The organism is Alteromonas sp. ABH4_452, assembly GCF_056311825.1.
In genome coordinates this window covers 710276-734539 of record NZ_CM149973.1, presented here as the reverse complement: position 1 = coordinate 734539, position 24264 = coordinate 710276, and the positions used below count along the sequence as shown (strand labels likewise).

24 protein-coding genes are annotated in these 24264 nt (G+C 44.7%); 9 read left to right on the top strand and 15 right to left on the bottom strand.

Annotation, left to right across the window (positions count from 1 at the left end; all coding sequences use genetic code 11):
• Positions 1-19: 19 nt before the first annotated feature.
• The 5 genes from miaA to ACYX4N_RS03165 form a co-directional block, all read right to left on the bottom strand.
• Positions 20-973: a tRNA (adenosine(37)-N6)-dimethylallyltransferase MiaA gene (gene miaA / locus ACYX4N_RS03185; protein WP_476055588.1), complete on the bottom strand. Its 954-nt coding sequence runs from the start codon at positions 971-973 to the stop codon at positions 20-22.
• On the bottom strand, positions 957-2822 hold the full coding sequence (gene mutL / locus ACYX4N_RS03180) for a DNA mismatch repair endonuclease MutL (protein ID WP_476055587.1): 1866 nt from the start codon (positions 2820-2822) through the stop codon (positions 957-959). Before mutL ends, miaA begins: the two co-directional genes overlap by 17 nt.
• A gap of 94 nt (positions 2823-2916) precedes the next feature.
• On the bottom strand, positions 2917-4266 hold the full coding sequence (locus ACYX4N_RS03175) for an N-acetylmuramoyl-L-alanine amidase (protein WP_476056412.1): 1350 nt from the start codon (positions 4264-4266) through the stop codon (positions 2917-2919).
• 85 nt (positions 4267-4351) lie between these two features.
• Positions 4352-4834 carry a tRNA (adenosine(37)-N6)-threonylcarbamoyltransferase complex ATPase subunit type 1 TsaE gene (gene tsaE / locus ACYX4N_RS03170; protein WP_476055586.1) on the bottom strand — a complete coding sequence of 161 codons (483 nt, stop codon included), beginning with the start codon at positions 4832-4834 and terminating at the stop codon, positions 4352-4354.
• A 69-nt stretch (positions 4835-4903) separates the two neighbouring features.
• The gene (locus tag ACYX4N_RS03165; RefSeq protein WP_476055585.1) at positions 4904-6403 is read right to left on the bottom strand and encodes an NAD(P)H-hydrate dehydratase; all 1500 of its coding nucleotides are present in this window, start codon (positions 6401-6403) and stop codon (positions 4904-4906) included.
• Positions 6404-6409: 6 nt separating this feature from the next.
• Between ACYX4N_RS03165 and queG the strand changes: the two genes are divergently transcribed.
• Positions 6410-7552 carry a tRNA epoxyqueuosine(34) reductase QueG gene (gene queG, locus ACYX4N_RS03160; RefSeq protein ID WP_476055584.1) on the top strand — a complete coding sequence of 381 codons (1143 nt, stop codon included), beginning with the start codon at positions 6410-6412 and terminating at the stop codon, positions 7550-7552.
• Between the two features lie 41 nt (positions 7553-7593).
• Here the strand turns inward: queG and ACYX4N_RS03155 are convergent, their stop codons facing one another.
• The 3 genes from ACYX4N_RS03155 to nudC all read right to left on the bottom strand — a co-directional run bounded on the left by ACYX4N_RS03155 (position 7594) and on the right by nudC (position 10468).
• Entirely contained in the window at positions 7594-8253 is a 660-nt protein-coding gene (locus ACYX4N_RS03155; protein WP_476055583.1) for a hypothetical protein, read from the bottom strand.
• A 23-nt stretch (positions 8254-8276) separates the two neighbouring features.
• Positions 8277-9368: a uroporphyrinogen decarboxylase gene (gene hemE, locus ACYX4N_RS03150; RefSeq protein WP_179984851.1), complete on the bottom strand. Its 1092-nt coding sequence runs from the start codon at positions 9366-9368 to the stop codon at positions 8277-8279.
• Positions 9369-9634: 266 nt separating this feature from the next.
• Positions 9635-10468 carry an NAD(+) diphosphatase gene (nudC, locus tag ACYX4N_RS03145; RefSeq protein WP_474829384.1) on the bottom strand — a complete coding sequence of 278 codons (834 nt, stop codon included), beginning with the start codon at positions 10466-10468 and terminating at the stop codon, positions 9635-9637.
• Positions 10469-10692: 224 nt separating this feature from the next.
• Here nudC and rsd point away from each other — a divergent pair, with 224 nt between their 5' ends.
• The 5 genes from rsd to ACYX4N_RS03120 all read left to right on the top strand — a co-directional run bounded on the left by rsd (position 10693) and on the right by ACYX4N_RS03120 (position 13845).
• Positions 10693-11157 (top strand): sigma D regulator, encoded by a 465-nt coding sequence (gene rsd, locus ACYX4N_RS03140; protein ID WP_474856557.1) that lies wholly within the window; start codon positions 10693-10695, stop codon positions 11155-11157.
• 35 nt (positions 11158-11192) lie between these two features.
• A complete protein-coding gene (locus tag ACYX4N_RS03135) occupies positions 11193-11666 on the top strand; it encodes a transcriptional repressor (protein WP_474804052.1) in 474 nt (157 codons plus the stop codon).
• Entirely contained in the window at positions 11656-12120 is a 465-nt protein-coding gene (locus ACYX4N_RS03130; protein ID WP_118491578.1) for a chemotaxis protein CheX, read from the top strand. The genes ACYX4N_RS03135 and ACYX4N_RS03130 overlap by 11 nt, the downstream gene beginning before the upstream one ends.
• Positions 12110-12547 carry a secondary thiamine-phosphate synthase enzyme YjbQ gene (locus ACYX4N_RS03125; protein WP_269918476.1) on the top strand — a complete coding sequence of 146 codons (438 nt, stop codon included), beginning with the start codon at positions 12110-12112 and terminating at the stop codon, positions 12545-12547. Before ACYX4N_RS03130 ends, ACYX4N_RS03125 begins: the two co-directional genes overlap by 11 nt.
• A 101-nt stretch (positions 12548-12648) precedes the next feature.
• Positions 12649-13845, top strand: a complete 1197-nt coding sequence (locus tag ACYX4N_RS03120; RefSeq protein ID WP_474856558.1) for an OmpA family protein — start codon at positions 12649-12651, stop codon at positions 13843-13845.
• Positions 13846-13998: 153 nt separating this feature from the next.
• Here the strand turns inward: ACYX4N_RS03120 and dnaB are convergent, their stop codons facing one another.
• From dnaB to ACYX4N_RS03095, 5 genes are all read right to left on the bottom strand, one after another.
• Complete coding sequence (dnaB, locus tag ACYX4N_RS03115; protein WP_179984856.1) at positions 13999-15384, bottom strand: replicative DNA helicase; 1386 nt, start codon at positions 15382-15384, stop codon at positions 13999-14001.
• A gap of 115 nt (positions 15385-15499) precedes the next feature.
• Complete coding sequence (locus ACYX4N_RS03110) at positions 15500-15970, bottom strand: hypothetical protein (protein WP_476055582.1); 471 nt, start codon at positions 15968-15970, stop codon at positions 15500-15502.
• A 266-nt stretch (positions 15971-16236) separates the two neighbouring features.
• The gene (locus ACYX4N_RS03105) at positions 16237-17250 is read right to left on the bottom strand and encodes a DUF4097 family beta strand repeat-containing protein (protein WP_476055581.1); all 1014 of its coding nucleotides are present in this window, start codon (positions 17248-17250) and stop codon (positions 16237-16239) included.
• A 13-nt stretch (positions 17251-17263) separates the two neighbouring features.
• Positions 17264-17776 (bottom strand): hypothetical protein, encoded by a 513-nt coding sequence (locus ACYX4N_RS03100; RefSeq protein ID WP_476055580.1) that lies wholly within the window; start codon positions 17774-17776, stop codon positions 17264-17266.
• Complete coding sequence (locus ACYX4N_RS03095; RefSeq protein WP_474829371.1) at positions 17769-18344, bottom strand: RNA polymerase sigma factor; 576 nt, start codon at positions 18342-18344, stop codon at positions 17769-17771. Before ACYX4N_RS03095 ends, ACYX4N_RS03100 begins: the two co-directional genes overlap by 8 nt.
• A gap of 117 nt (positions 18345-18461) precedes the next feature.
• Here ACYX4N_RS03095 and ACYX4N_RS03090 point away from each other — a divergent pair, with 117 nt between their 5' ends.
• A complete protein-coding gene (locus tag ACYX4N_RS03090) occupies positions 18462-19112 on the top strand; it encodes an MOSC domain-containing protein (RefSeq protein WP_476055579.1) in 651 nt (216 codons plus the stop codon).
• Between the two features lie 517 nt (positions 19113-19629).
• Here the strand turns inward: ACYX4N_RS03090 and ACYX4N_RS03085 are convergent.
• Positions 19630-20760: an MBL fold metallo-hydrolase gene (locus ACYX4N_RS03085; protein ID WP_476055578.1), complete on the bottom strand. Its 1131-nt coding sequence runs from the start codon at positions 20758-20760 to the stop codon at positions 19630-19632.
• Between the two features lie 272 nt (positions 20761-21032).
• On the opposite strand from ACYX4N_RS03085, the gene ACYX4N_RS03080 reads away from it, so the two are divergent.
• Together ACYX4N_RS03080 and ACYX4N_RS03075 are read left to right on the top strand one after the other, a co-directional pair.
• Entirely contained in the window at positions 21033-21722 is a 690-nt protein-coding gene (locus tag ACYX4N_RS03080) for a response regulator transcription factor (protein ID WP_474804027.1), read from the top strand.
• Complete coding sequence (locus ACYX4N_RS03075; RefSeq protein ID WP_476055577.1) at positions 21719-23152, top strand: sensor histidine kinase; 1434 nt, start codon at positions 21719-21721, stop codon at positions 23150-23152. Before ACYX4N_RS03080 ends, ACYX4N_RS03075 begins: the two co-directional genes overlap by 4 nt.
• Here the strand turns inward: ACYX4N_RS03075 and ACYX4N_RS03070 are convergent.
• Positions 23121-24260 (bottom strand): PepSY-associated TM helix domain-containing protein, encoded by a 1140-nt coding sequence (locus ACYX4N_RS03070; RefSeq protein WP_476055576.1) that lies wholly within the window; start codon positions 24258-24260, stop codon positions 23121-23123. The genes ACYX4N_RS03075 and ACYX4N_RS03070 overlap by 32 nt on opposite strands.
• Positions 24261-24264 lie beyond the last annotated feature (4 nt).

The following is a 24264-nucleotide window of genomic DNA, read 5'->3' as shown; positions in this document are numbered from 1 at the left end:
GTATACCACACTCAAACATTTAAAGTGTGACTTTCGCTGTAATTTTAATCAAATTATCGTTAGCAAATGTGTCAAGCCATGTAACCTGCTCCCAGCCCCGTAACCACGTAAGCTGGCGCTTGGCAAGCTGCCTTGTAGCGATAATACCTCTTTCACGCATTTCTGCGTAACTCAATTGGCCGTCTAGGTACTGCCACATTTGTCGATACCCTACTGAACGTATAGAAGGTAGATCTTCATGTAGATCACTGCGTTCATAAAGTTTCGATACTTCTTTTTCGAACCCTTGCTCTAACATCATATCGAACCGGGTCGCGATCCGTTCGTGCAACACTGCCCTGTCTGCGGGCGCTATGGCAAATTGTGCAATGTTATAAGGGCACTTTTCACCCTCTTGTTGTTGCCAATATGTCAACGTCTTGCCGGTACTTCTATACACTTCCAGTGCACGAGTAATACGCTGTGGGTCATTGGGGTGGATTCTCTCACCACTGATTGGGTCTACACCACGTAATTCATCGTGTAATTTAGACCAACCCAAGCGTTGTGCCTGCTGTGTTATCTCATCGCGTATCTTTTCATCTGACTTAGGTAGTGGCGAAATTCCATTTATCAAGGCATTAAAGTACATCATTGTGCCTCCAGCCAGAATTGGCACCTTGCCTCGAGCTAAAATATCGCCGATAAGCCCATTCGTATCGTTTACAAATTGCGACACCGAATAGCTATCTGCCGGGTCGATAATATCAATTAAGTGGTGCACTACCCCCGCTTGCTCTTCCTGCGTCGGCTTCGCTGTGCCAATATCCATGCCTTTGTATACAAGGGCTGAATCTACACTAATTACTTCACTATCGACCTGAGCTGCTATATCTAACGCCAACCCCGTCTTGCCTGACGCTGTGGGGCCCATAATTGCTATTACAGGTAATGCAGAATTTATGCCATTGGACACGTTATTCTCCCCACACATCTAGCACTAAATTTAAGGGGCGCACTTTAGCAAATTGCTCAATAATTTCCCATTGTTTCGCTTCGCTTTGCTGATCCAACCAGTACCAGAGCATATTTGATACATCGTCGTCGAACACTTGCTCTTTTAAAACGAGCGATGACATCGCACCTTCAAGAGAATCTAATTCACCGCTACCCTTGATGGATAAAAAGGATTCAAACCATTTTAGCCAAGGTAAATGCCTTGTTCCGGCAGGCACCTGCTGCAAGCGGTACTTTCCAGCTACCTTGTTAATTTCAAAATGCGATGCGTTTAATAATTCGACAAGCTTTTCATCCACATTTTCAAGTGAAACGGCGACAGGCATCAATAGCGGCTGCCCATGCTTCGCTTTTAAAAATAGTTCGCTTAACCAGATACTTGCAACTTTAGTTGCAAAAAGAAGGTAAATTTTTTCTGATTTTGGGTAAATTCTACACAAGGGAGAAAGATTAACGTGAGCATGAGCCCGCTGTTCGCCGTTATCACTATCGGCGATGTTACTATTTGGCGTCATTAAGGCGTTATAACTAGATTGATAAGCCGCGCCTGGCCCTCGACTTTGCCCTCTGCCTTGCAAAAGCTTAGCGCCGCCGCCCCCACTAAAGCTTCCCGCTGACGAAGGTTTCGCACTACCGGGATATTGACCGTGACTCTGCGTAGCATTTTGCGAATATGCCCCCGCAGGATAATGAGAGGTTTCATTAAAAGCGCGTGCGTTATCAGGCGTTTGTTCTTGTAGGGGCCTAATGTAGTCGTGTTCTACCTGTGTAGCCATGAAATCAGAGCCCGAAGCGCGATTTGTATCTATTCCTGTCAGTGGCTGCTCGTCGGTCATGGCGTGTAGTGCATCACTCACCGTTTTACAGATAAAGTCATGCACCAGCCTGCCTTGCTGAAACCTAACTTCGTGCTTAGCAGGATGAACATTCACATCAACATCTTTAGGATTAACATCTAAATACACCACAAAGCTCGGTTGCTCGATAACGCCCCAGACGCTTTCATACGCTTGCCGGATAGCATGCATAATAAGCTTGTCGCGCATGCCCCTACCGTTCACAAAACTAAACTGGCAATCATTGCTGCTGCGCAACATAGCTTCGTTGCCGAGCCATGCGTCTATGTGAAGACCTTCATATTCCGTATTTATGTGCACAGCATTTTGAACAAACTTCTGCCCAACTACGGCGCCTATCCGTGTTTGTAAGCTGCCTTCTTTGTCGGCGATAAAGCGCTTAATCACTTTGTCGTTGTGCTTTAAAACAAAAGAAACTTTGGGGTAACTTAACGCAATACGCTTAATAACGTCTTCGATATGCTGAAATTCGGTTTTTTCAGTGCGTAAAAACTTACGTCTTGCTGGCGTATTATAAAAAAGGTCTGCTACATCAATGGTGGTGCCAACAGGGTGGGCCGCTGGCTGAATATTTACCGCCATTTCCCTGCCCTCACAATACGCCTGCCACGCCTCAGCTTGAGACTCTGTTCGAGATGTCAGAGTCAACCTACTCACCGAACTAATACTAGCAAGTGCTTCACCGCGAAAACCAAGGGACAAAATTTGTTCTAAGTCATCAAGGGTAGTAATTTTACTTGTCGCATGGCGACTCAATGCCAACTGCAGTTCACTTTTTACAATGCCTGACCCATTGTCTTTTATTCGAATGCGCTTGTGGCCGCCTTTTTCAATATCGATCTCTATTTTGGTAGCGCCGGCATCGAGGCTGTTTTCCAGCAGCTCTTTCACGACAGAGGCAGGTCGTTCAACCACTTCACCAGCGGCAATTTGGTTAGCGAGTTGGGGAGATAAAAGCTGTATAGGCAAAGGGCTACCCTATGATAATAACTGTATGGATTGGTGGCGATACAACATGTAAGTGCAACGAGCGCTGAAAAAGCCGATGAAACAAAACCCGGGTTTATGTTCTCGGAATATTTAGTACCTGCCCAACGCGTACAACATCACTTGAGAGATCATTAGCTGCTTTAATGCTGCTTACTTTCACGTTATAGCGCTGTGCCAATAGTGAAAGCGACTCGCCGCTTCTTACTTTGTGCGTACGGTTGTTCGCCCTTTCTTGTGCCCATAGTGTACCATCAGGGGGAACTTGCTTGAAGTAACGCTTAGTCGCATTAAACATTGCATTCGCTAAGCGTTCGCGATGTTTAGACCAGTTTAGGTTTTTCTCTTCTTGCGGGTTCGATATAAAACCAACTTCAACCAAAATTGAAGGGATATCGGGCGCAGTTAACACGGCAAAGCTTGCAGCTTGTGGCTTTCTTTTATGAAGACTGGTCACTTGCTTTAGTTCTTCTACCACTTTATTGCCTAAGTCATGACTAGTCGCCATGCTGTGATCCATAGATAAGCCCAGAATAGTTTCCGTAAGGTATCTTTCGCTAGATTTATCATTAATGACTTCAGCAGCTCCGCCTAACAGCTCAGAGTGACGCTCTGATTTTTCTAACCAACGGCCTAGTTCGGTGTCAGCTCTGCGCGTTGAGAGTACCCATACCGAGCCGCCTCGCGGTTGTGGCTGACTAAACGCATCGGCGTGGATAGAGATAAGTAAGTCGGCTTTTTTCTCTCTGGCAATTTCAGGGCGACGGTTAGGTGATACATAATAGTCACTGCCGCGTGTCATTATTGCACGCATACCGGGTTCCCGATTGATCTTGCTTTCAAGCTTTTTGGCTATGCTCAACGTGATATGCTTTTCATATGTTCCTGCGGGCCCAACTGAGCCTGGGTCATGTCCACCGTGCCCAGCATCAATGGCGACAATAATATCTCTATCACGTGCGCTACTTTTATCGTCAATCACTACTGAGCCCGTTGATGTCGATGCCGACAGTGTTGCGGATGTTTTAGGTGCACTGTCGGGCAAATCAACCACAAGCCTGTGCCCAAGAGAGCCGTCGGGCGTTACAGCAAACAACGAGGGCTTTGTATTTCTGTTAAGTTCGACAACTATCCTAGCCGATGACTTATTTTTAGGCGTTGAATAGCGCAGCTTTTTGATTAAATCTCCGCTATTTTCTAAGCCTGAAAGCTTTGCTGAATCGCTGGTATTTTTAAGATCGATAACCAGTCTAAGGGGATTTTTGAGGGTGAAATAGGTGAATTCTGGCGCGGCTTTCATATCGAAAACGACACGTGTATTGTCCGGCGACGGCCATATCCTTACTCCGTCGATGTTATTTTGTGCGCCGTGTGCAAACTGCACTACGAAACACAAGAATAATACCGAAACTATACTGCGCACCATAATTAGCCTTTTTGTTATTGTCATGCCGCTCTCGTAAACGTCGGAGCCACTAATTGTTCAATGTCTCTTTCAGCTCAAATATTCGCTACACGCGTTTGCATTGCTGAAGCAATTTAGCACCGTGGGCACTTTTCGCTTCCAAATTGAACTGCCTACCCGCTGGTGTAATATTTATACTAATCACTAAGTCTGGGGATGCCAAGTATTCGCCGCCTTTTTCCGACCATTCAATAAGCGCGATTGCCCCGGAGCCGAAGTAATCTCGAATTCCCATGAACTCTAGTTCTTCCGGATCGGCCAAGCGATACAAATCGAAATGATAAATATTGACGCTATCCAACTCATAAGGTTCAACCAATGTATAGGTTGGACTTTTAACGCTACCTGAATGACCTAGGGACTGAATAAAATAACGGCTAAATGTTGTTTTCCCTGCCCCTAAGTCGCCGTCAAGATAAATAACAGCATCGGTAGGGAGTTGACTCGAAACCGCTTGCGCTAAATCCCTGGCAAGCTGAGCAGTATCATCTACTTCATTAGCAAAAAAAGAGGTATGCGGGTAAGACATCAACAATATTCCACAGTAGTATAAAGAAACACAGTAGATGCCTGCCCGTTTAAGACAAAACCAACCTATTTAGTGGTTGATAAGCGCACGTACTGCGTCGAACAAATCACTCGCTATCATACCACGTTGACCATACAGTTGGGCAATATCATCACCAGCCTTAGCATGAAGCACTACGCCATATTTTGCTGCAATATCTGTTTCAACGCCTTGCGCAAGCAGTGCGCCTAAAATTCCGCTTAGCACATCACCACTTCCTGCCGTTGCCATGCCGGGGTTACCGTGACGGCAAACCCAGGTTTTCTTTTCATTGTCGATAAGTGTGCCTGCCCCTTTCAGTACACAAACGGCGTGATATCGCTGTGAACACTGTCTTGCATAGTTGAAACGATCGCTCTCTACATCGTCAATAGAAACACCCAGTAAGCGCGCAGCTTCACCCGCGTGAGGCGTTAATATACTGTCTGACAAGGTGTACGCTGTGGACTGTTGGCACAAGAGGTTGAGCGCGTCAGCATCGACAACTACAGGCTTATTCTGATTTTGGCAATGTTTCATTGTGGTTTCGAATGCTTCTTTGGCCCATTCATCTTGCCCAAGACCTGGCCCGATAACTACGCAAGTCGCCCAAGCTAATGCATCTTCCAAATTGAAGTCGGTCACCATAAGTTCAGGTCTGCCTGCACTTACCTGAACTACCGACGATTCATGGGTATACACTCGAACCATACCCGCGCCACTTCGAAGGGCCGCTTCGCTGGCAAGTCGAATTGCCCCTGCAGTACCTCGGTTTCCGCCAATGCATAACAGTCGCCCGTAAGTGCCTTTGTGGCTGTTGATCTCCCGAGGACCCATTCCCTTGAAGTGATCGATATTCAGCATGGTCGCGCTAGCTTTGGCTAATGCTTGGAAGGCTTTACCTATACCCAAATCAGCGTAAACCAATTTGCCGCATGATTGTTTGCCCGCACCTGTGACAAGCCCGGGCTTTATACCCACAAAGGTCACCGTTATATCAGCCTGAACACAGCGTCCTAGACTTTGACCTGTGTTAGCATCTAGTCCTGAGGGCACATCCACGCTCACCACGGGGGTCGATGACGAGTTTACGGCATCGATAACATCAGCAAACTCATTGCGTATATAACTGTTAATACCTGTACCAAGAAGCGCATCAATAACTACGTCAGACTTATCGAGGAGCGTAGCGTCAAACCCATTAATGCTGCCGCCAGCATCAAGCCAGCGCTGCTGTGCTTTACCCGCATCGCCGTCGAGAGTACGTTCAGGCTCTACCGCACATAGGTGAACTTGCTTACCCGCGAGTTTTGCGTTGATTGCTGCAATGTAGCCATCGCCCGCATTATTACCTTGGCCCACCAATACTAAATAAACGTCTGAATTAGGCATTAGCTCTAAGCATTGTTTAAATACCACGTCACCGGCTCTTTGCATTAAGGTGAACATATCACAGCCAGAGTCGGCGGCGGCTTGCCCTTCATTTTCCCTAACCTGATCGGCCCGAAATAGTTTGTATGATAAACTTGACGTTAATTGAGTATCTAGCATAAGCAAATGTCCGAAATTAGTTCTATCGACCTTGTTGAATTGACCAACAATATCAAGGCTTGGGGTACAGCGCTAGGCTTTCAACAGGTTGGCATCAGCGATATTGATCTACATCAGCACGAGTCACGCCTACAGGAATGGTTAGACAATGGCTACCACGGTGATATGGCCTTTATGGAAAGCCATGGGATGAAGCGTGCCCGGCCAGATGAACTGGTTCCAGGTACATTGCGTGTAATCAGTGTTCGCATGAATTACTTACCTCCTGATGCCTCGTTTGCTAAGCATTTGAAGAATCCAGAAATAGGCTATATCAGCCGCTATGCGTTAGGCCGTGACTACCACAAAGTGTTACGTAAGCGCTTAAAGCTGCTCGGCGAAAAAATAACCACCTCCCTTGCGCATACCCAATACCGCCCGTTTGTGGATTCAGCACCAGTTCTGGAACACGCCATCGCCGAAAAAGCGGGTATTGGCTGGACCGGTAAGCACAGCCTGACACTTAATAAAGAAGCGGGCTCTTGGTTCTTCCTAGGTGAGCTTTTTATTAATTTACCGCTGCCAGTGGATGCCCCTATCGAAGAAGGCTGTGGAAGCTGCACAGCGTGTTTGACTATATGCCCCACGAACGCGATTGTAGCCCCCTATAAAGTGGACGGTCGACGCTGTATATCATACCTCACCATTGAGTCGGATAAGGACATACCCGAAGACTTACGACCAAAAATGGGCAATCGTATTTACGGCTGTGATGATTGTCAGCTTGTCTGTCCTTGGAATCGTTTCGCCGATATCACTAGCGAAGAAGACTTTCATCCTAGGCAGGTATTGCATGGTCAAAGTCTTAACGATTTGTTTAGTTGGTCTGAAGAAACCTTTTTACGCAATACCGAAGGCTCGCCTATCAGGCGTATCGGCTTTGAGAAATGGCAGAGAAACATCGCCGTGGCGTTAGGCAATGCCCCCTATAATGAAGATAGTATTCAACTTTTAGAAGAAAGACGGGGCTGTGTAAGCGACTTAGTAGATAGGCACATTGATTGGGCTATTGCGCAACAGCAAAGCAAACAACAGGCCTCTAGCGCCGACAGTAGACAGCAAGCTCGACTTATTCGCGTTGTTGAAAAAGGCTTACCCAGAGACGCATAGGATTTGAATGTAAATTCAAGCAATAAACCTAAGGTTAAAGGCTATCCCGCAGATGTTATTTGGGCTGATGCAATTTGGTTGTCCGAGTCAGACTGAACACTATTTTGATTTTGCTCTTGGGCACGGCTTCGATTTTGCACGCGAGCGCTTGGCAACTGTGAAGCAACAAAAGAAACATTGAGTCTTAGGCCGCGCTGTGCAACCTCAGTAGTAATAGTCGGTGAGCCAAATTGCCACCATGGTTCTCTCTCTAACGCTTCTATAACCAAAGATAATTCGGTTTCAGAGCCATCGTACTCTCCGGTTATTTCGCAAAGCCCATTTCCACATTTTACCGTTTCCAACACAAAGCGTTCTTTGTTAGGAGGTAAAGCAAAAAAGGTATTGAGTGACCCCTCTGTTTTCATATAAAACGGGTCAAGAGTCCCAGGTTGAACACTATCAGTTGCCTGTACGCTAGCTTGCTCTTCATCAACAACACTTATTCCAGAGTTAGTTGTTGCGACTTCGTTCTTTACTAACTTAGCGGCAGGCTTAATGACTTTAAGTTCACTGGTTTCCGTGGCGCGAGAGCGCGCTAACACACTGGTTAGTCGCTCTTTCTCTGCATTGGATTCACTGAGTTGGTGTTGATAGCCAGAGAATTTATACCCCGCTACCAATGCAAACGCTATCAGCAACAACACAAGCCACGCTTTCATTCCACTTCCTTTATTGAAGTCGCTTACTTGTGATATTGCTTACTAAGGTCGTGCACCGCGTTAACAAACACGCCGGCGTTTTCAGGTGGTACGTCTAAATGAATTCCGTGGCCTAAATTAAATACGTGACCGCTTCCTTCGCCGTAGCCTTCTAAAATAGACGCCACTTCCTGTTCAATTCTTTGCGGCTGAGCGTATAACATAGAAGGGTCCATGTTGCCCTGAAGCGCGACTTTATCGCCAATACGTGCTCGAGCTTCTTTAATATCGATAGTCCAATCTAAACCTACTGCGTCACAACCTGTTGCCGCAATCGACTCAAGCCACATACCACCGTTTTTAGTGAACAAGGTAACAGGCACTTTACGACCTTCATTTTCACGGGTTAGCCCACTTACGATGCGCTCCATGTATTGAAGCGAGAACTCTTTATAGTCACGAGGAGACAATACGCCGCCCCAGGTATCAAATACCATGACTGACTGCGCGCCCGCTGCGATTTGAGCATTGAGGTACTCAGTTACCGAGTCGGCTAGTTTGGCTAACAATGCGTGCAGCGTGGCTGGCTCCGCGAATGCCATTTTTTTAATTTTGGTAAAGGCCTTACTTGAACCACCTTCGATCATATAGGTGGCTAGTGTCCAAGGGCTTCCAGAAAAGCCAATTAGTGGTACCTCACCTTTTAGCTCTCGGCGAATGGTGCGAACAGCATTCATTACATACTGCAGCTCACCTTCTGGATCCGGCAGACCAATTTTATCTACGTCCGCTTTGCATGTGATTGGATTTTTAAAACGTGGACCTTCACCTGTCTCGAAGTAAAGACCAAGCCCCATTGCATCTGGGATAGTCAAAATATCAGAGAAAAGAATAGCAGCATCAAGAGGAAAGCGGCGTAAAGGCTGCAGCGTTACTTCACAGGCAAGCTCTGCATTTTTGCATAACGACATAAAGTCGCCTGCTACTGCACGGGTCGCTTTATACTCTGGAAGGTAACGTCCTGCTTGTCGCATCATCCATACAGGTGTCATATCAACCGGCTGCTTAAGTAATGCACGTAAGTAACGATCATTCTTCAACGCGGGCTTATCAACACTGGGGAAATTTTGCGACATATAACTCACCTAAATAACTGTATATATTTGAACCGCGGAGTATACCAGCATTCTGAACAAGGTGTGCTAAAACCTGAATTAAAAAGTCGATGTTTTAATGACAAATCGACGTAGTGTCGATAATTAAAGACGAACATTCCTTGCACATTGTTTAAAAAGTAACTTGCACTTAAAGTGAGTGTTTGCTATTACTATAACCGTTAAACAAAAGAAGCCCTTTATGGGACCGTGCTAAACGTATTGAAACCCTGCTTCGGCAGGGTTTTTTATTTGTCTCCGATGAGAGACACTGTTTTCTCGATTAGCTGCCCAGCGATAGACACTTTAGGCGGAATAGTCGGCAGTGCATCCACTTCGAACCACTGTGCGTCATCTATCTCGTTTTCTTGGCAACGAATTTCTCCGCCATCATACTCAGCAATAAAACCTACCATAAGAGAGTGAGGAAACGGCCAAGGCTGGCTGTTGTAGTAACGCAAGTTTTTAACTTTTACACCAACCTCTTCAAATACTTCTCGATGGACGGCTTGCTCTAAACTCTCCCCGCTTTCAACAAAGCCGGCAAGGGTCGAATACATATTAGACTCCTTGTGGCGAACCCCTTTTGCTAATAGTATTTTTTCATTGTTGTGAATAGAAACGATAATACATGGGGACACCCTTGGATAGGTGCGATGCTGACAGCGGTAACACTGCATAGCCATCTCCCAATCTACACGCTCGGTTTTCGCACCGCACTGGCCACAAAACTGGTGTGTTCGTAAAAAGTGAATGTATTGCCAAGCTCTACCAATAACAGAAAAAGCAATGTCGTATTCTGCAAACAAAAGTTGTCTAAGCGATACTTTTTCCCAACCGGGTTCATCTATGTGTTCAGCGCCTAAATCTACAACAAAGACAGGTAATTCTCTGTGTGCTGTTTCGTTTAGCGGCGGGAGTTGATGTATTTCGTTAACATATGACGCTAGGAAAGGAATTTCACTCAGATAAGCAACGGGAATAGACTCTGATGATTCTTGTACTAGAACTTTTCCACGACTAAAAACCACCCACATCGCCTGCTGGGAGGACAACTTCCCTTCATCTAACTTTATCATCATCTTGTGTTACTCCTACGCTTCTGTACTTCATAATACACTAGGGCTGATAAAGGTTACTGTACATTCTGACCAAAATTTGTAAATTCGGGACAAATAACCCGTCCACTGCGTGTGAGTCTGCCTTAGCACCATGTTTTTACTGCAAACTTTTTCGTGCAAAATTTGTGTCGCTAGTGCACGGTGTTATACTGAAACTTATTGTCGCTAAACGGGTAGCACATACAATGTTGCAACAGTTGGAAAGCGTAAAATCTAAATGGGGTGGCAAAAGCCAAGTCGTAGACCGTTGGCTGTTAGACAGGCAAGCCCTATTAGTCTCGTACTGTGAACTTGCTGGCATTAACAACCATAGCGAATGCTTGCCCGATGCCGATGATATAGCGAGCTTTTGTAGTGCTTTACTTGATTACCTTTCTGCAGGCCATTTCGAAGTTTTTGATATTTTAGTTGAAAGCGACATCGAAGGTATAAAACTGCGTGATAAACTTTACCCCAGATTGACAAAAACCACTGACGCTGCACTGGAATTCAATGATACGTTTGCGCAAGCAGTGACGCCCGAGCAGGCTGCAGGCTTCGATTCTGCCTTAGCCAAGCTTGGAGAAACATTAGAAGAGCGTTTTGCCTTGGAAGATGAGTTAATTGCTCACGTTCACACAAACAAACGTGATCCAGAAGTGACGCTTTAATATAACAATGAAAGTCGAGTTTACGGTTATCATAAATGAACAAAACCACACTTATCCATAAGGCACGCGCGTATTGTGAACAGCGCGGCGCTAGATTTACACCGCTTAGAGAAAAGGTGTACGAGATTCTTGTATCAAAGCACGGCCCCATGGGTGCTTATGAACTACTCGACTCATTAAAAGAAACGGAATCCAGTGCAAAACCTGCCACCGTGTATCGCGCTTTAGATTTTCTTCTCGATTTTGGTTTCATTCATCGCTTAGAGTCTACCAATGCGTTCGTAGCTTGTTACCATTTCGGATGTAACCACCCCGTTCAGTTCTTAATTTGTGACAGCTGTGGTGATGTTGCTGAAATTCAATCTGAAGGTCTTCAAGATACTCTCGATAATCAGGCCAAACAGCACGGTTTTAAAGTCTCAAAACAAACGATCGAGGCCCATGGATTATGTGCCGACTGCCAACAAACCGAAGAGCACACTGACCAGGAGAGTGTACATGAATGCTGATTTTGTGAACCCTTTTATTGCCGGCCTGCTAAACGTGCTAGAAACGATGGCACAAACAAAGTTGACACCGGGCAAGCCCAAACGCAAACAGAGTGATATCGCGAAAGGTGACGTTTCTGGTTTGATAGGCATGGTAGGTCCAGACGTTCGCGGTTCTATGTCTATCACGTTTGATGAATCACTAGCCCTTACTATTATGGAGCGAATGGTTGGAGAGCGCCCTGAGAAACTCGATGCTGAAGTGGGTGATATGGTTGGTGAAGTTACCAATATGATTTGCGGAAACGCAAAACGAGATCTTGCAGAACGCGGGTTCGAGTTTGGAATGGCGACACCTATCGTTGTATCGGGAAAGCAACACACTATCAGCCATCAGGTTGATGGTGCTAAAATCATTCTCCCCTTTATGTGCGATGAAGGGTTAGCGCATTTGGAAATCTGCTTTGACAAATAATTTCTGGCACTCTGAAAAAATTACACTCGACAGTTACCCCAGAGGATTTCACCTAATAACCGACCAGGTGGAATCTGCACTACCGAATATTCGCCATGTTGAAGTTGGGCTGCTACACCTATGGCTTCAGCATACCAGCGCAAGCTTAACGATAAACGAAAATGCCGACCCTACAGTAAGGCATGATATGGAAGCTTTCTTCAACCATAGTGTAAAAGAAGAACTTTCTTTCTTCAGGCATACTTATGAAGGTAAAGATGATATGCCTGCTCACTTAAAATCGAGTATACTAGGCTGTCAACTTACCATTCCTGTCCAACAAGGCAAACTTGCACTTGGCACGTGGCAGGGTATCATGCTCGGTGAACACCGAGATCATGGTGGAAGACGAACAATTATTGCCACATTACAAGGGATCGCAGCCTAACCCATATTATAAATGGCACAATTTGTGCTAGCGTATTTCGCTAAGCACAACACAAAATTATCTAAAATCGATAATCACTCAACGTTAAACAGGATGTGACTATGAAACAACACTTTAAAATGGCAGCGCTATCTCTAGCTGTACTTTCATCTACCAGTGCATTTGCTCAAGACTCTTCTGAGCCAGAGTACAAAAGCTGGTTTGGTATCTCGGGCATGCACTACAATACTGACGAGTCGCGCCCTCTTTCTCTTACCGAAGGTGAAGTATACGACGACGGTTTAGGTGCAACGTTCGAATACGGTTTCCGTTTCACCCAAAGCTGGGCTGCCCGTGTAGAATTCACGAAATTGTCTGTAGATTTCCGTGACGGCGGCGACGACAGTGGCGAAATGACTGGTGTTGACGCGCTATACTTCATGCCGGATGACGCATGGTTTGTTTTTGGTGGTGTTAAGCGCCAATCAGTTGGTGACTCTACAACACTTGGTAACATTGGTATTGGTAAACACTGGAAAGTGGGTGAAACAGCTCGCTTAATTACAGAAATTGCTACATATCATGATTTTGGTGAAAGCTATAACGACTTCAGTGTAAAAGTTGGTCTTGCGATTCCATTTGGTAAAGCAACTCCTTCTGCACCTAAAGACAGCGACAACGATGGCGTTGTAGATGGCAAAGATCAGTGTCCAATGACTCCAGCTGGCGTTCGCGTTGATGCGACTGGCTGTAGCGTTGATAACGACAACGACGGCGTTCTAAACAGTGTTGACCAGTGTCCTAACACTCCAGCTGGCACTAAAGTAGATGCTAAAGGTTGTGCGCTTAAAGATGCTGACAACGATGGCGTTGTAGACAGCAAAGACATGTGCCCTGATACACCAGCTGGCGTAAAAGTAGACGCTAAAGGTTGTACAGTATTTGACGAAGAGACAGTAGAAATCACACTACGCGTTCTATTCGACAACGAAAGCGCTGTTGTTAAAATGCCTAAAGATCCAGAAATCTCTGAATTTGCTGAGTTCATGAAGCAGTATCCTTCAACAACTGCAGTAGTAGAAGGTCACACTTCTGCACCAGGTTCTGAAGCGTACAACATGGACCTTTCTAAGCGTCGTGCTGCTAACTTCAAAGAAGTAATGGTAGACATGTACGGTATCGACAGCTCTCGCCTAGAGACTATCGGTTACGGCGAAACTCAGCTTCTAGACAATGGTAAGAATGCTGAAGCACACCGTGTTAACCGTCGCATTTCAGTGACAGTTAAAGACACAGTGAAAGTAGCTGAAGAAAAGTAATTCATACTATATGAATTGAAGAAGGCGCCGAAAGGCGCCTTTTTTGTATCTTTCGACCCGTCCTAAATAGCGTTTTGCAGAAACGAATGCAGCACGCTATTCAACCACAGCTTGGAAATTAGTTAGACAATTAACTCGACCAAAGATAGGGCGTTAATACTCATCTGCGATGGCTGGGCCTGCGTAGTTATCAAAACGAGAAAACTGGCCTTGGAAGGTAAGTCGACAGGTACCGATCGGACCGTTACGTTGTTTACCAATAATGATCTCAGCAATGCCTTTATATTCACTGTTTTCGTGATAAACCTCATCACGATAGATAAACATGATAAGGTCGGCATCCTGCTCGATTGAACCAGACTCACGAAGGTCAGAGTTAACTGGGCGTTTATCGGCACGTTGTTCTAGCGTACGGTTAAGCTGCGATAGTGCGACTACGGGCACTTCCAGTTCTTTAGCCAGCGCTTTCAATGACCGTGATATTTCGGCAATTTCTAATGTACGGTTATCGCTTAGCGAAGGTACACGCATTAGCTGAAGGTAATCCACCATGATAAGGCTAATCCCGCCGCGCTCCCGTGCAAGCTTACGGGCTCGGCTTCGCACGTCCATTGGTGTTAGACCGGAAGAGTCATCAACAAATAAGCTGTCTTTGTCTTTGAGCATAGCCATGGTGTTGGATATACGTGCCCAGTCTTCATCATCTAGCTGTGCAGTACGGATTTTAGTTTGGTCTACGCGACTTAACGATGCCAACATACGCATCATGATTTGTTCAGACGGCATCTCAAGACTGAAAACCAGTACTGGCTTTTCTTCTGCCATCATGGCGTTTTCAATCAAGTTCATGGCAAAGGTTGTTTTACCCATCGATGGACGCGCCGCCACAATGATAAGGTCTGACGGCTGCATACCACTGGTCATTTTGTCTAAATCGGTAAAGCCGGTTGTGACACCCGTCACTTCTTTATTGGTTTTTACCAATTCTTCTAAACGATCGATGGTCTTGCCTAGAATAGATTCGACATCACGAGGCCCCTCGTTTTCACCGGTTCTTCGCTCTGCTATTTCGAAAACTTTACTTTCAGCAAGGTCGAGGATATCTGCACTGTCCCGGCCTTCAGGGTTATAACCTACTTCAGCAATTTCGTGCGCAACACCGATAAGTTCACGGGTAATAGCACGCTCGCTAATAATTTGCGCATAAGAAACTACGTTTGCAGAACTTGGGGTATTTTTTGCCAACTCACCGAGATAAGCAAAACCACCCGCATCTTCCAGTTCATCGTGCTTTTCAAGCTCTTCTGATACAGTAATAAGATCTATCGGCTGACTGCTATTGAGCAATCGTGTGATAGCACGGAAGATTATTTGATGTGAACGATTGTAAAAGTCGTTATCGGTAACGAGTTCCGCGACCTTATCCCAGCTTTCAGGGTCGATAAGCATGCTGCCTAAAACAGACTGCTCGGCCTCAATGCTATGAGGGGGAACCTTCAATTTATCAACATTTTTATCGTTGTTAGACGCAGACGCCACAAGTAAAGCCTATTCCAATGCACAAAAGTCAGTTGGATATTATGCGCTTTTAACGCACATCTCTCAACAAAGGAAGCAGGTCTTTTATCACGATTGCCTAAAAAGGCAGCTTAGGCTAAAGCGTTTTTTCTAGCTTCAAAAAAGTGCCATCTACCAAGGTATAAGTGTTGATATTTTCTTGAAAAATTAGTGTCGACCCCATGGTGGCGCCGTTATCTGAACAAGCCAAACTCACACGGGTGATTGTGTCATCACTGAAGTCTAGTGAAGACGGAGACGTGCCAAAAATAGCGTAAAAGTCACTACCACTCATCTCTTCGGATGTATACACAGGCGACTCGCAAAAGGCTTGATCAAGTTTCGCCGTATCTTTCTCGTAGGTTACAGAGCGCCCAAGAAACTGCTCTGATTCAGCTGTTGAGTGAGCGGTAATGCCTACGTTGTAAGCTTTAGTAACAACCCAGGTTCCTTCGTAATAAGCGGGCTCTTGAACAGCACAACCTAAGGTTAGCGCACATATCCCAAACGCACCGATAATTAGGCTATGAAATCGCCAAAACCTTTTGACGTGTCCAACAATACTCAATTTACTCTCCGTAGATAAAATTTATTAAAATCAGGTGGTTTAACGTAAAAGCTATATAAAAAGTTCACTTGAAGCCACTTGAGTATAGAGCTTTAAACTTTCCCTATAGTTCTAACTAAGCGTCCAAATATCAACATTTAGCGACTAAACAAAAAAAGCTGCGTTTATACGCAGCTTTTCTATCACCACCACATAAGCTAATTAATAAATGTGGTCTAAATTACTTTTTTCAAGCTAAAGTCCCTATCAAGCTTACTATAGCTTATTCATTTTCGATCTATTTCTATACGCCCGTGTACCGTTGAAATATCGACGCTCGCAGCACCGCCATTGTGTATAAAGCGCAACCAGCTTCCAGGCCCATACTTGGGCTTTTGTGCTTTTTCGCCGCTAATATTATTCACAATATTTCCACCTGCATGTGTCTCTATATCAAACTGGGCTGATACATCATCTTGAAAAATAAATTCCATCGCACCACCAACCGAATTAGCTTTAATACTGCCATTCGCATTCAGCCCCAACTTAGCAAAAGTACGACCGTTGACTGTATTTATCTGCAAGCTATCAATATTTTGCAACGATAGATCAATACGTCCATTCACTGTCTCAATTGACAAGTCAGGGCTGCTTGATGCGATATCGAGCTTTCCATTTACCGCCGTAAAACTTACAGGCGTGCTGCCTTCGTGAGTAGCTTCTATATCGCCGTTAACCGTGCCTGCTTCTAACCGGCCTCTGACGTTCTTTAATAAAATATCGCCATTTACAGATTCAACCTCAACGCGCTCGCCAATGTTTTCCAGTGTCACATTGCCGTTAACGACCTCTACATCTACCGCTTTTGTTATTCCTTTAGCTTTCACATCTGCGTTAACTGCGGTGTAATGAAGATCGCTTGCCGATGGCACGTAAATAGTTAGGTCATCACCATCTCGACTCTTCTGATACCAACTCTTTGAGTGGTGCTCCACCTCTACGTGAATAACAACAACATCGCCGCGCTTTTCGAAAATAAATTCTTCGGTTTGATCACCAAGCTCTCCTGTTACCCGAACCTGAGCTTTATCCCACACTCGGATATCAGCCTTTCCATCAATATGTTCAATATCAATTTTAGGAGAGGATGAGGTATCGATGGTTTTATCAACTTTTTCGCCCGCAAAGGCGGCAGTCGCGATGCTTAGTAATGCCGTAGTTAGCACAGCTTTAACCCCGTTAGATGTGCTGAACGTGTGCGTTAACTTATCCGATATTGTGTTTTTCATATTTGTATTCATTTTGAAGCCCTTATTAAATTTGCTGCCACTTTGGCGCGTGCACTCGCTCAATTAAGGCAATTTGCTGTTGATATACGTGATGCAGCATTTTTATTAATGCTGAGTTGTCTGGATCGTCTTTTAACGCCGCTTTAATAACATCCGCGGCATCATCTAATTCTTTCAGCTGTTCCTGCCAGTCTTGGGTTAGCGCAGGTGTACTTTCATAACTTGCTAGTAGGCTGCTAACCTGCTGCTGCTGTTGGCTGCTCATTGCGTCAATTAACGCGTATCCACTGCTTCGACTTTCATCGCTTTTGAACGCAAAGGGAGCAGCAAACCACAAGACAGTGACCAAACAAACACTGGCAGCTATAGCCATCCATTGTCTTGAAGTTACCGTAGAACGTGAGCTCTCTTCATTTGAAGCATCGCTCTGCTGAGACGCTATGCCTAGCTCAATTCCACGCCATAAATCCCGTTCTGGATGTTTCTCCTTCGATAACCCAGACACATGCTGAGCAAGCTTGTCATCAAAATCACTCATCATCGACTCCCATAAAATCTTTCAATAATTGCTTAGCACGGAAAAATTGCGCTTTGCTTGAGCCCACAGCCATGTTCAACATGTTGGCAATATCTTCGTGGCGGTACCCTTCAAGTGCATGAAGTACAAAAACCATTCTGGCACGCTCTGGTAGGCGAATAATCAATGCTTCTAAATCCACATCGGTGCTGTTCTCTTGAGCCGGCATCTCATTAATGCCGCTATTTTCCAAGTTAAACATACGCTGCACCCAGCCTTTCTGCTTGCGCATGTAGGAAATAGTAATGTTTGCCGTTACGCTATGTAGCCACGTAGAAAACTGGCTTTGCCCATCGAAATTATCGAGCTTTTTCCATAGCTGAATAAAGACTTCCTGAGACGCATCTTCTGCCATACCCTTTTCACCAGTAAGCCGATAACACAGTGCATAGACTCGGCCAATATGTTCGTCGTAAAGAGACCTAAACGCCTGTTTGTCGCCCTCTTTCGCCTTAGATATAAGCTCGTGTTCGCCTTTGTTACCAAACACCACATTGGCGTGTACAACACGTTGTTGTGTGTGTTCCATTGTTTTCTCTTTGTTATTTGTGATGCTGATTAGCATTAGCACTTGTTAGTGTTATAAGGTTAGTCGTACCCTATAGTAGAAAGGTTTAAATACACAAAAATATTTTTTGGAGTTGCCATGTCTGCCACCTTTTCTGTTAACGCTTTGTTTGCTGGAAAACCTCAGCCGCTTGGACCTCGTGGGGCACCAAGTAGCATTGTTAAAGCCCCCGTTGACACGTTAACCGTACATATGGATAGAACCGATGAAGACGAGCAGGCCAACAAACGCCTTCACGGTGGACCGGAAAAAGTGCTACATCAGTTCAATCCGACCAACTACCTGACTTTAAGAAAGCACTTTCCTGAAGGCGAATTTTCGCTAGGCAGTATTGGCGAAAACATCAGTGTAGAGGGCATGGACGATGCCACCGTTTATATCGGAGATATCTGGAAGTTCGGCGATGTAGAGCTGCAAGTAAGCGCACCGCGTGCCCCTTGCAATAAAATATCTCAACGCTTTGGCATTCCCAACTTAGATAGATTTGTTGGAGAGCGAGGCATTACTGGCTGGTACTACCGGGTGATTAAAACCGGTACCATAAACGTTGGCGACGAAGTAACACTACTGCACCGTGAGGACGATACCGTCAATGTCCACACCTTAATGCAGTGTGCCCATACGAAAGCCGACAAAGCATTGGCTCAAAAGCTAGCTAAGCTAAAACCGCTTGATGATGAGTGGCGCGGAAAATGCCAAAAGATTGCGGATAGAGTTGCGGATAAATAGAATAGTTTGAGTAGATAGCCTTGCCATCTTCCTCTTGAAAAAGAGGAAATTCATTGTAAAAAAACGGAGAAACTTCATTTTCTAGGCGGCGAAGTATGGGAGGCAATTTTGATGGCGTATTTACATAAACCCAAAGTGCACAGCGTTTTGAGTTACAGGAAATGTAATAGCCCACCTCCTCTTTAGCGTACGGCTCGAAAATTTGATTGAGTGCGTTATGCATTGAAGCGTACTGATAATTCTCGGAATTAGAAAGCAGGTACTCCATATTAACCCTGCAGTTGTCTATGCAGCTTTTATAAGGCGCTGAGAATTGAGCAGGCCGCTCGTTTATCAGATATGCCCAAATTCCGAGATAACTGCAAAGTACAATAGATAAAGTAATAAAAGCACTACTTCTTAGTTCAGACACCTTCAATCCTTGAAAATAAAACCAGCTCTTATTTGATTAAAGAATAACCACAACAGTAAACTTAGGCAAGTTTATTAGTGATATTACCTGTATGACAGATAGCTATTAAAAAGAGACATTCTCACCTTCATTCAAAACAACCCAGGGCATTGAAGGATTGAGCTGCTTTTTCATTTTCATCAGTCGAAATAGTGCAGAATGTGAGGTTTTGTCGCCCATCATCCAGCTGGCATTTCCATACCCCCAAGGCACTACGACTTTACAGCCCAGGTCTTGAGCGGCAACAATGGCATCTTCTGGCGTAGTATGTACCTTGCGATACCATTTAGGTGAGGTTTCGCTGAAATAAGACGCTATGGGTAACAGGCAAACATCAATATCACCAAAGCGAGCTTTAATATCTTTGAAGTGAGGTGAGTACCCTGTATCCCCCGCAAAAAATAAGGTGTTACCTTCATGTTCAAAGACCCAGCCGCCCCATAATGTTGCATTGTCGTCCTCATATAAATACGGCACCCAAATTCGGTTACTGAAGTGATGAGCTGGCACGAAGTGAACAGAGGTTTTGCCTACGTTTTTGCTGGTGTACCACGCCATTTCATTAACCGTATAGCCTCTATTAGGAAAATGCGCTGCGAAACCTAACGGAACAAGATATTCTGGCTTTGTCCCTAATTCGGCAATATCGGCCTTATTAAAATGATCGTAATGAATATGGGAATAGACCACTGCATCGGTTTGAGCGAGTTTGTCTTCATCTACCTTAGCGGGTTCGTTGCGGCTGAACCCCTCCGCCAATCGAAAAGCCCAATTAACGGGCCAATCAAACTGTCCAAACACAGGGTCGATAAGTATTTGTTCGCCACCTGCAGTGTTAAGTATAAAGCTTGCGTGCCCTAACCAGGTAACGGTAAAGCCTGTGTGTAAATTAACTACTGGGTTATTGCCAACGAATTGACAATCTTGCATGTTACTTTCACATTCAATATCGGCAGATGCTGGGTAGCAATCATTAGTGCAAGTGACGGGGTAAGTCTTAAAACGGCCGTAAATATTGCTAAATCTATCCTCTAAGCCCGGTGTATCTGAGTACTTAATTACCGCTTCGTCACTATCAACCTGAGTAACCTTATTCGGCATTGCGCACCCTGTCACAATGATTGAAATTAAAACAGTGGCTGCAACAGTCGCTAAAAACGTCCTCTGCTTTGTTAGCTTATCTAAACAGCTCATCATTTTTAGTATTCCGTCCTTGTAATTCAACTCTTGCAGATAAAGGCTTAAATCTGTCGCTATATCTATATTCCATTAACTCCCTTATAAGAAAGCCGCTTTTGAAAAGCTTGCGCTAGAACACAGCATCACGATAGCCACCATTGTAAGACAAGAAAACAATCGCTTAACAGTAAATTTGTAACAAGATAAAAAGTTGAATAGAGCAAAACCGAGAAGTTGCAAATGATAATTATTATTAATAATATAAACTAAAATTTATTTCTTAAGCCGTTATGTGTAAAACCCGAATACTCATTATTGAAGATGACGCCACGTTAAGTGAACAGATTACTCAGCTACTGCAGGCTCGAGGATTTGACACTCGCCACGAAAACGATGGTCATGCCGGATTACACGCCGCACTTGAAGAAAACTTTGACCTTGTATTACTCGACATACGCCTTCCATCGTTAAATGGTCTCTCATTACTGCATCAACTCAGGCAAATTAAACAAACACCCGTAATGATGATTACGGCATCTGGTGCCGAGCAAGAGCGAATTGAAGGCTACCGCAAAGGCGCAGATGACTACTTACCTAAGCCCTTCAATTATACAGAAATGATGCTTCGCATCGACGCAATACTAAGGCGTAGCAAAGCGATGAATAGTTCGGGTACGCAAAAGTCAGAAATATTAGTTGATGTGCTTTACCTAAATCGCATTCAACAAGTAACTAAGTATCACGCTAAATTGCTCGAATTCACCCCCATACAATTTAAGCTTCTGTGGATGCTTGTAGAAAACAAGGGCGAAACCTTGAGCAAAGCATTTCTTTACCACAGTGTGCTCAATAAACCCTTTTCTCGATATGACCGAAGCCTAGATATGCACCTTTCTAGAGTACGCAAAAAGTTAGTTGAAACGGGTATGCCCCCTGAGCGCCTTGCCACGGTTCATGGACAAGGATACCGCTTTTCGTGAAAAATAAATTGCTTTGGCGGCTATGTGCATTCATCGCTGTTGGCACTGTTTTGCTATTTTGGGCCATTGCTTGGCTTACTAATCACACCGAAACTAGCATGAGCTTTTTAGATAAGGCTCATCAAGAAACTCTTTATACCTATGGAAAGAATGCCGAAAAAATCTATCTGGAAAAGGGAGAAGAAGGGTTAGCCGTTTTCTTAAAAGAGATAAGAGCGAAAGAGAACACCTGGCTTGCTGTGCTTAACTCTGAAATGACAACATTCGCTGATACCAAGATGTTAGATGAATTTGCAGATAGGTTTCAAATTGGGCGCAGCCCTGAATGGAAAATACATTTGTATTTCTCTGAAAACCCTGTAATGGAAGTGCCTTTTGTAGACAACAACACGCACTTTTTGATTCAGCTTCCACAGCGGATGCGCCCAGGCTCGTTATTACTCGCCACCCGTCTATCATTACAAATTGCACTACCCCTAGTCATACTAAGTCTATTGAGTTTTATGCTCTATCGGCATGTTATGACACCACTTAAGCAGCTAGAAAAGGCAACAAAAGACTTTGCTAACGGTAACTTAGAAGCTCGGGCAATGGCTACGATGCCCGAGCGAAATGATGAACTGACTACACTAGCTCAAACCTTCGATAAAATGGCGCAAAGAACGAGCAGTCTCATTTATAACCAAAGAAGTTTGCTTGCAGACCTTTCTCACGAGCTTCGCACGCCTCTTGCCCGCATTGATATGGCAATAGACTTTGTAGAGCAAGACATTAATCGTGAACAAGCCCTTTCACGCCTGCGCTATGAAGCAAGTACGATGAGAGAGCTTGTTGAAGATACCCTAACTTTTGCATGGCTAAATACAGAATCTCCACAATTAAATAGCGATGACTTTGACTTGGTAGAGCTCATTAATGTTATTTGTGAAGATGCCCGCTTTGAATACCCTGATAGAACCTTATGCGTAAGCACGCCGGAATGTGCGAGTATAGAAAAAAGCAGTCAGCTTGCTTTGGGGCAGGCATTAGAGAATATTGTCCGCAATGCTTTGCGCCATACCCCGCAACAAAGCAAAGTAAGCGTGACCTTGGTCAGCGATAACAATAACTACGTTATCACTGTTACAGACGAAGGCACTGGTGTCCCTGAATCAATGCTTGACGCCATATTTGAACCTTTTTTCAGGGTAGACAAGGCGCGTGCAACGAAAAACTATGTTCATGCTGCAAAGCGCTCTGGGTTTGGCCTTGGGCTTGCGTTGGCGAAACGCCAAATTGCCGCTGTAGGCGGTGACATATCTGCGTGCAATCGCGTCAACAAAGGAGATGAGCAAAGCAATAACTCTTATCTAACTGGCGCAACAAAGCAGACAGGACTGATGGTCACCATCACCCTGCCTAAGTTTTCTGATGCGGCTTTCGCAAATTGAGAAGCCTTTTCACACCAAGTAGTGTGCCGGTATAAACTAAGATACAGCAAAGCAAGCTAACCAATCCTGCTATAGTCTGGCCTACAAAGCCAAAGTATTCTCCGGTATGTAGAAACCGAGAAGTGCCCCAAGCCTGACTTCCTTTTGGCCAATCTGTTTTGTGTAGAACTTTAGCGATTTCACCAGTACCTGTGTCGAAATACAGAGAATATGCTAGCTCTTGACGGTGCCCGATACTCTTATCAATATAAAATCGTGCAACGCCCTCACTTTTACCAATTTCCATCCACATGGAGTACCAATCCTGATAGCCATGCTCATTGGCGTGCTGCTGCGCTTTATTAAATAACATGTGGTAACTGACAACGTCGGCGTCTAGCGTTTCGGGCATTGCCTTCTTTTCGCGTGCAGGTACTTGTTCACCATACATGCCATACAGTGCCTTGTTAGCCCATTCAAAATAAAACAGCGTAGCCGTCGTTCCAATCACAAGTAAAAAAGGCAGTGACCACATACCAAAAACAAAATGCCAATGTCGGCGTCGATGTTGTTTGTTTGTGTATTTTTGTCGCAGCCACATTTGCTGCTTTAAGGACTTTTTCGATATGTGTTTTGGCAACCAAATGATGACACCCGATAACAGCAAAAAAATAAAAATAAGATTGCTATAAGCCGTTATGGTTTTGCCAATTAATTTGTAATCGCCTTCCATTAAGAGGTATCGATGGAGGTCAGTGATGAAATGAAATACTTCTTCAACAACCCCTTCTCCCTCTCTTAATATGTCTCCGGTATATGGGTGAATAAGATAACTATGCTCGCCCGCCCACGCCGGAATGGCCGCTCCTTCGCTATTTACCCATCGAACGAAGATATGCGCTTCGTCAGGGTGCTTTTTGCGAAGTAGTGATACAACTTGGTCAGTCGAGATCACCGGCTTTTCAATATCAATGGTTTGCGCATAAGCCATTTCACTTAGCTCTTTAAACTGGCGCTCGTAAGTTAGCAATACCCCAGTAAAAGCCATAATGAAAACGACAATGCTGGCCATTAAGCCAGCAAATAGGTGGGTCCAAAAGACCCACCTTTTAAACGTGGAAAAGTTCATCTAA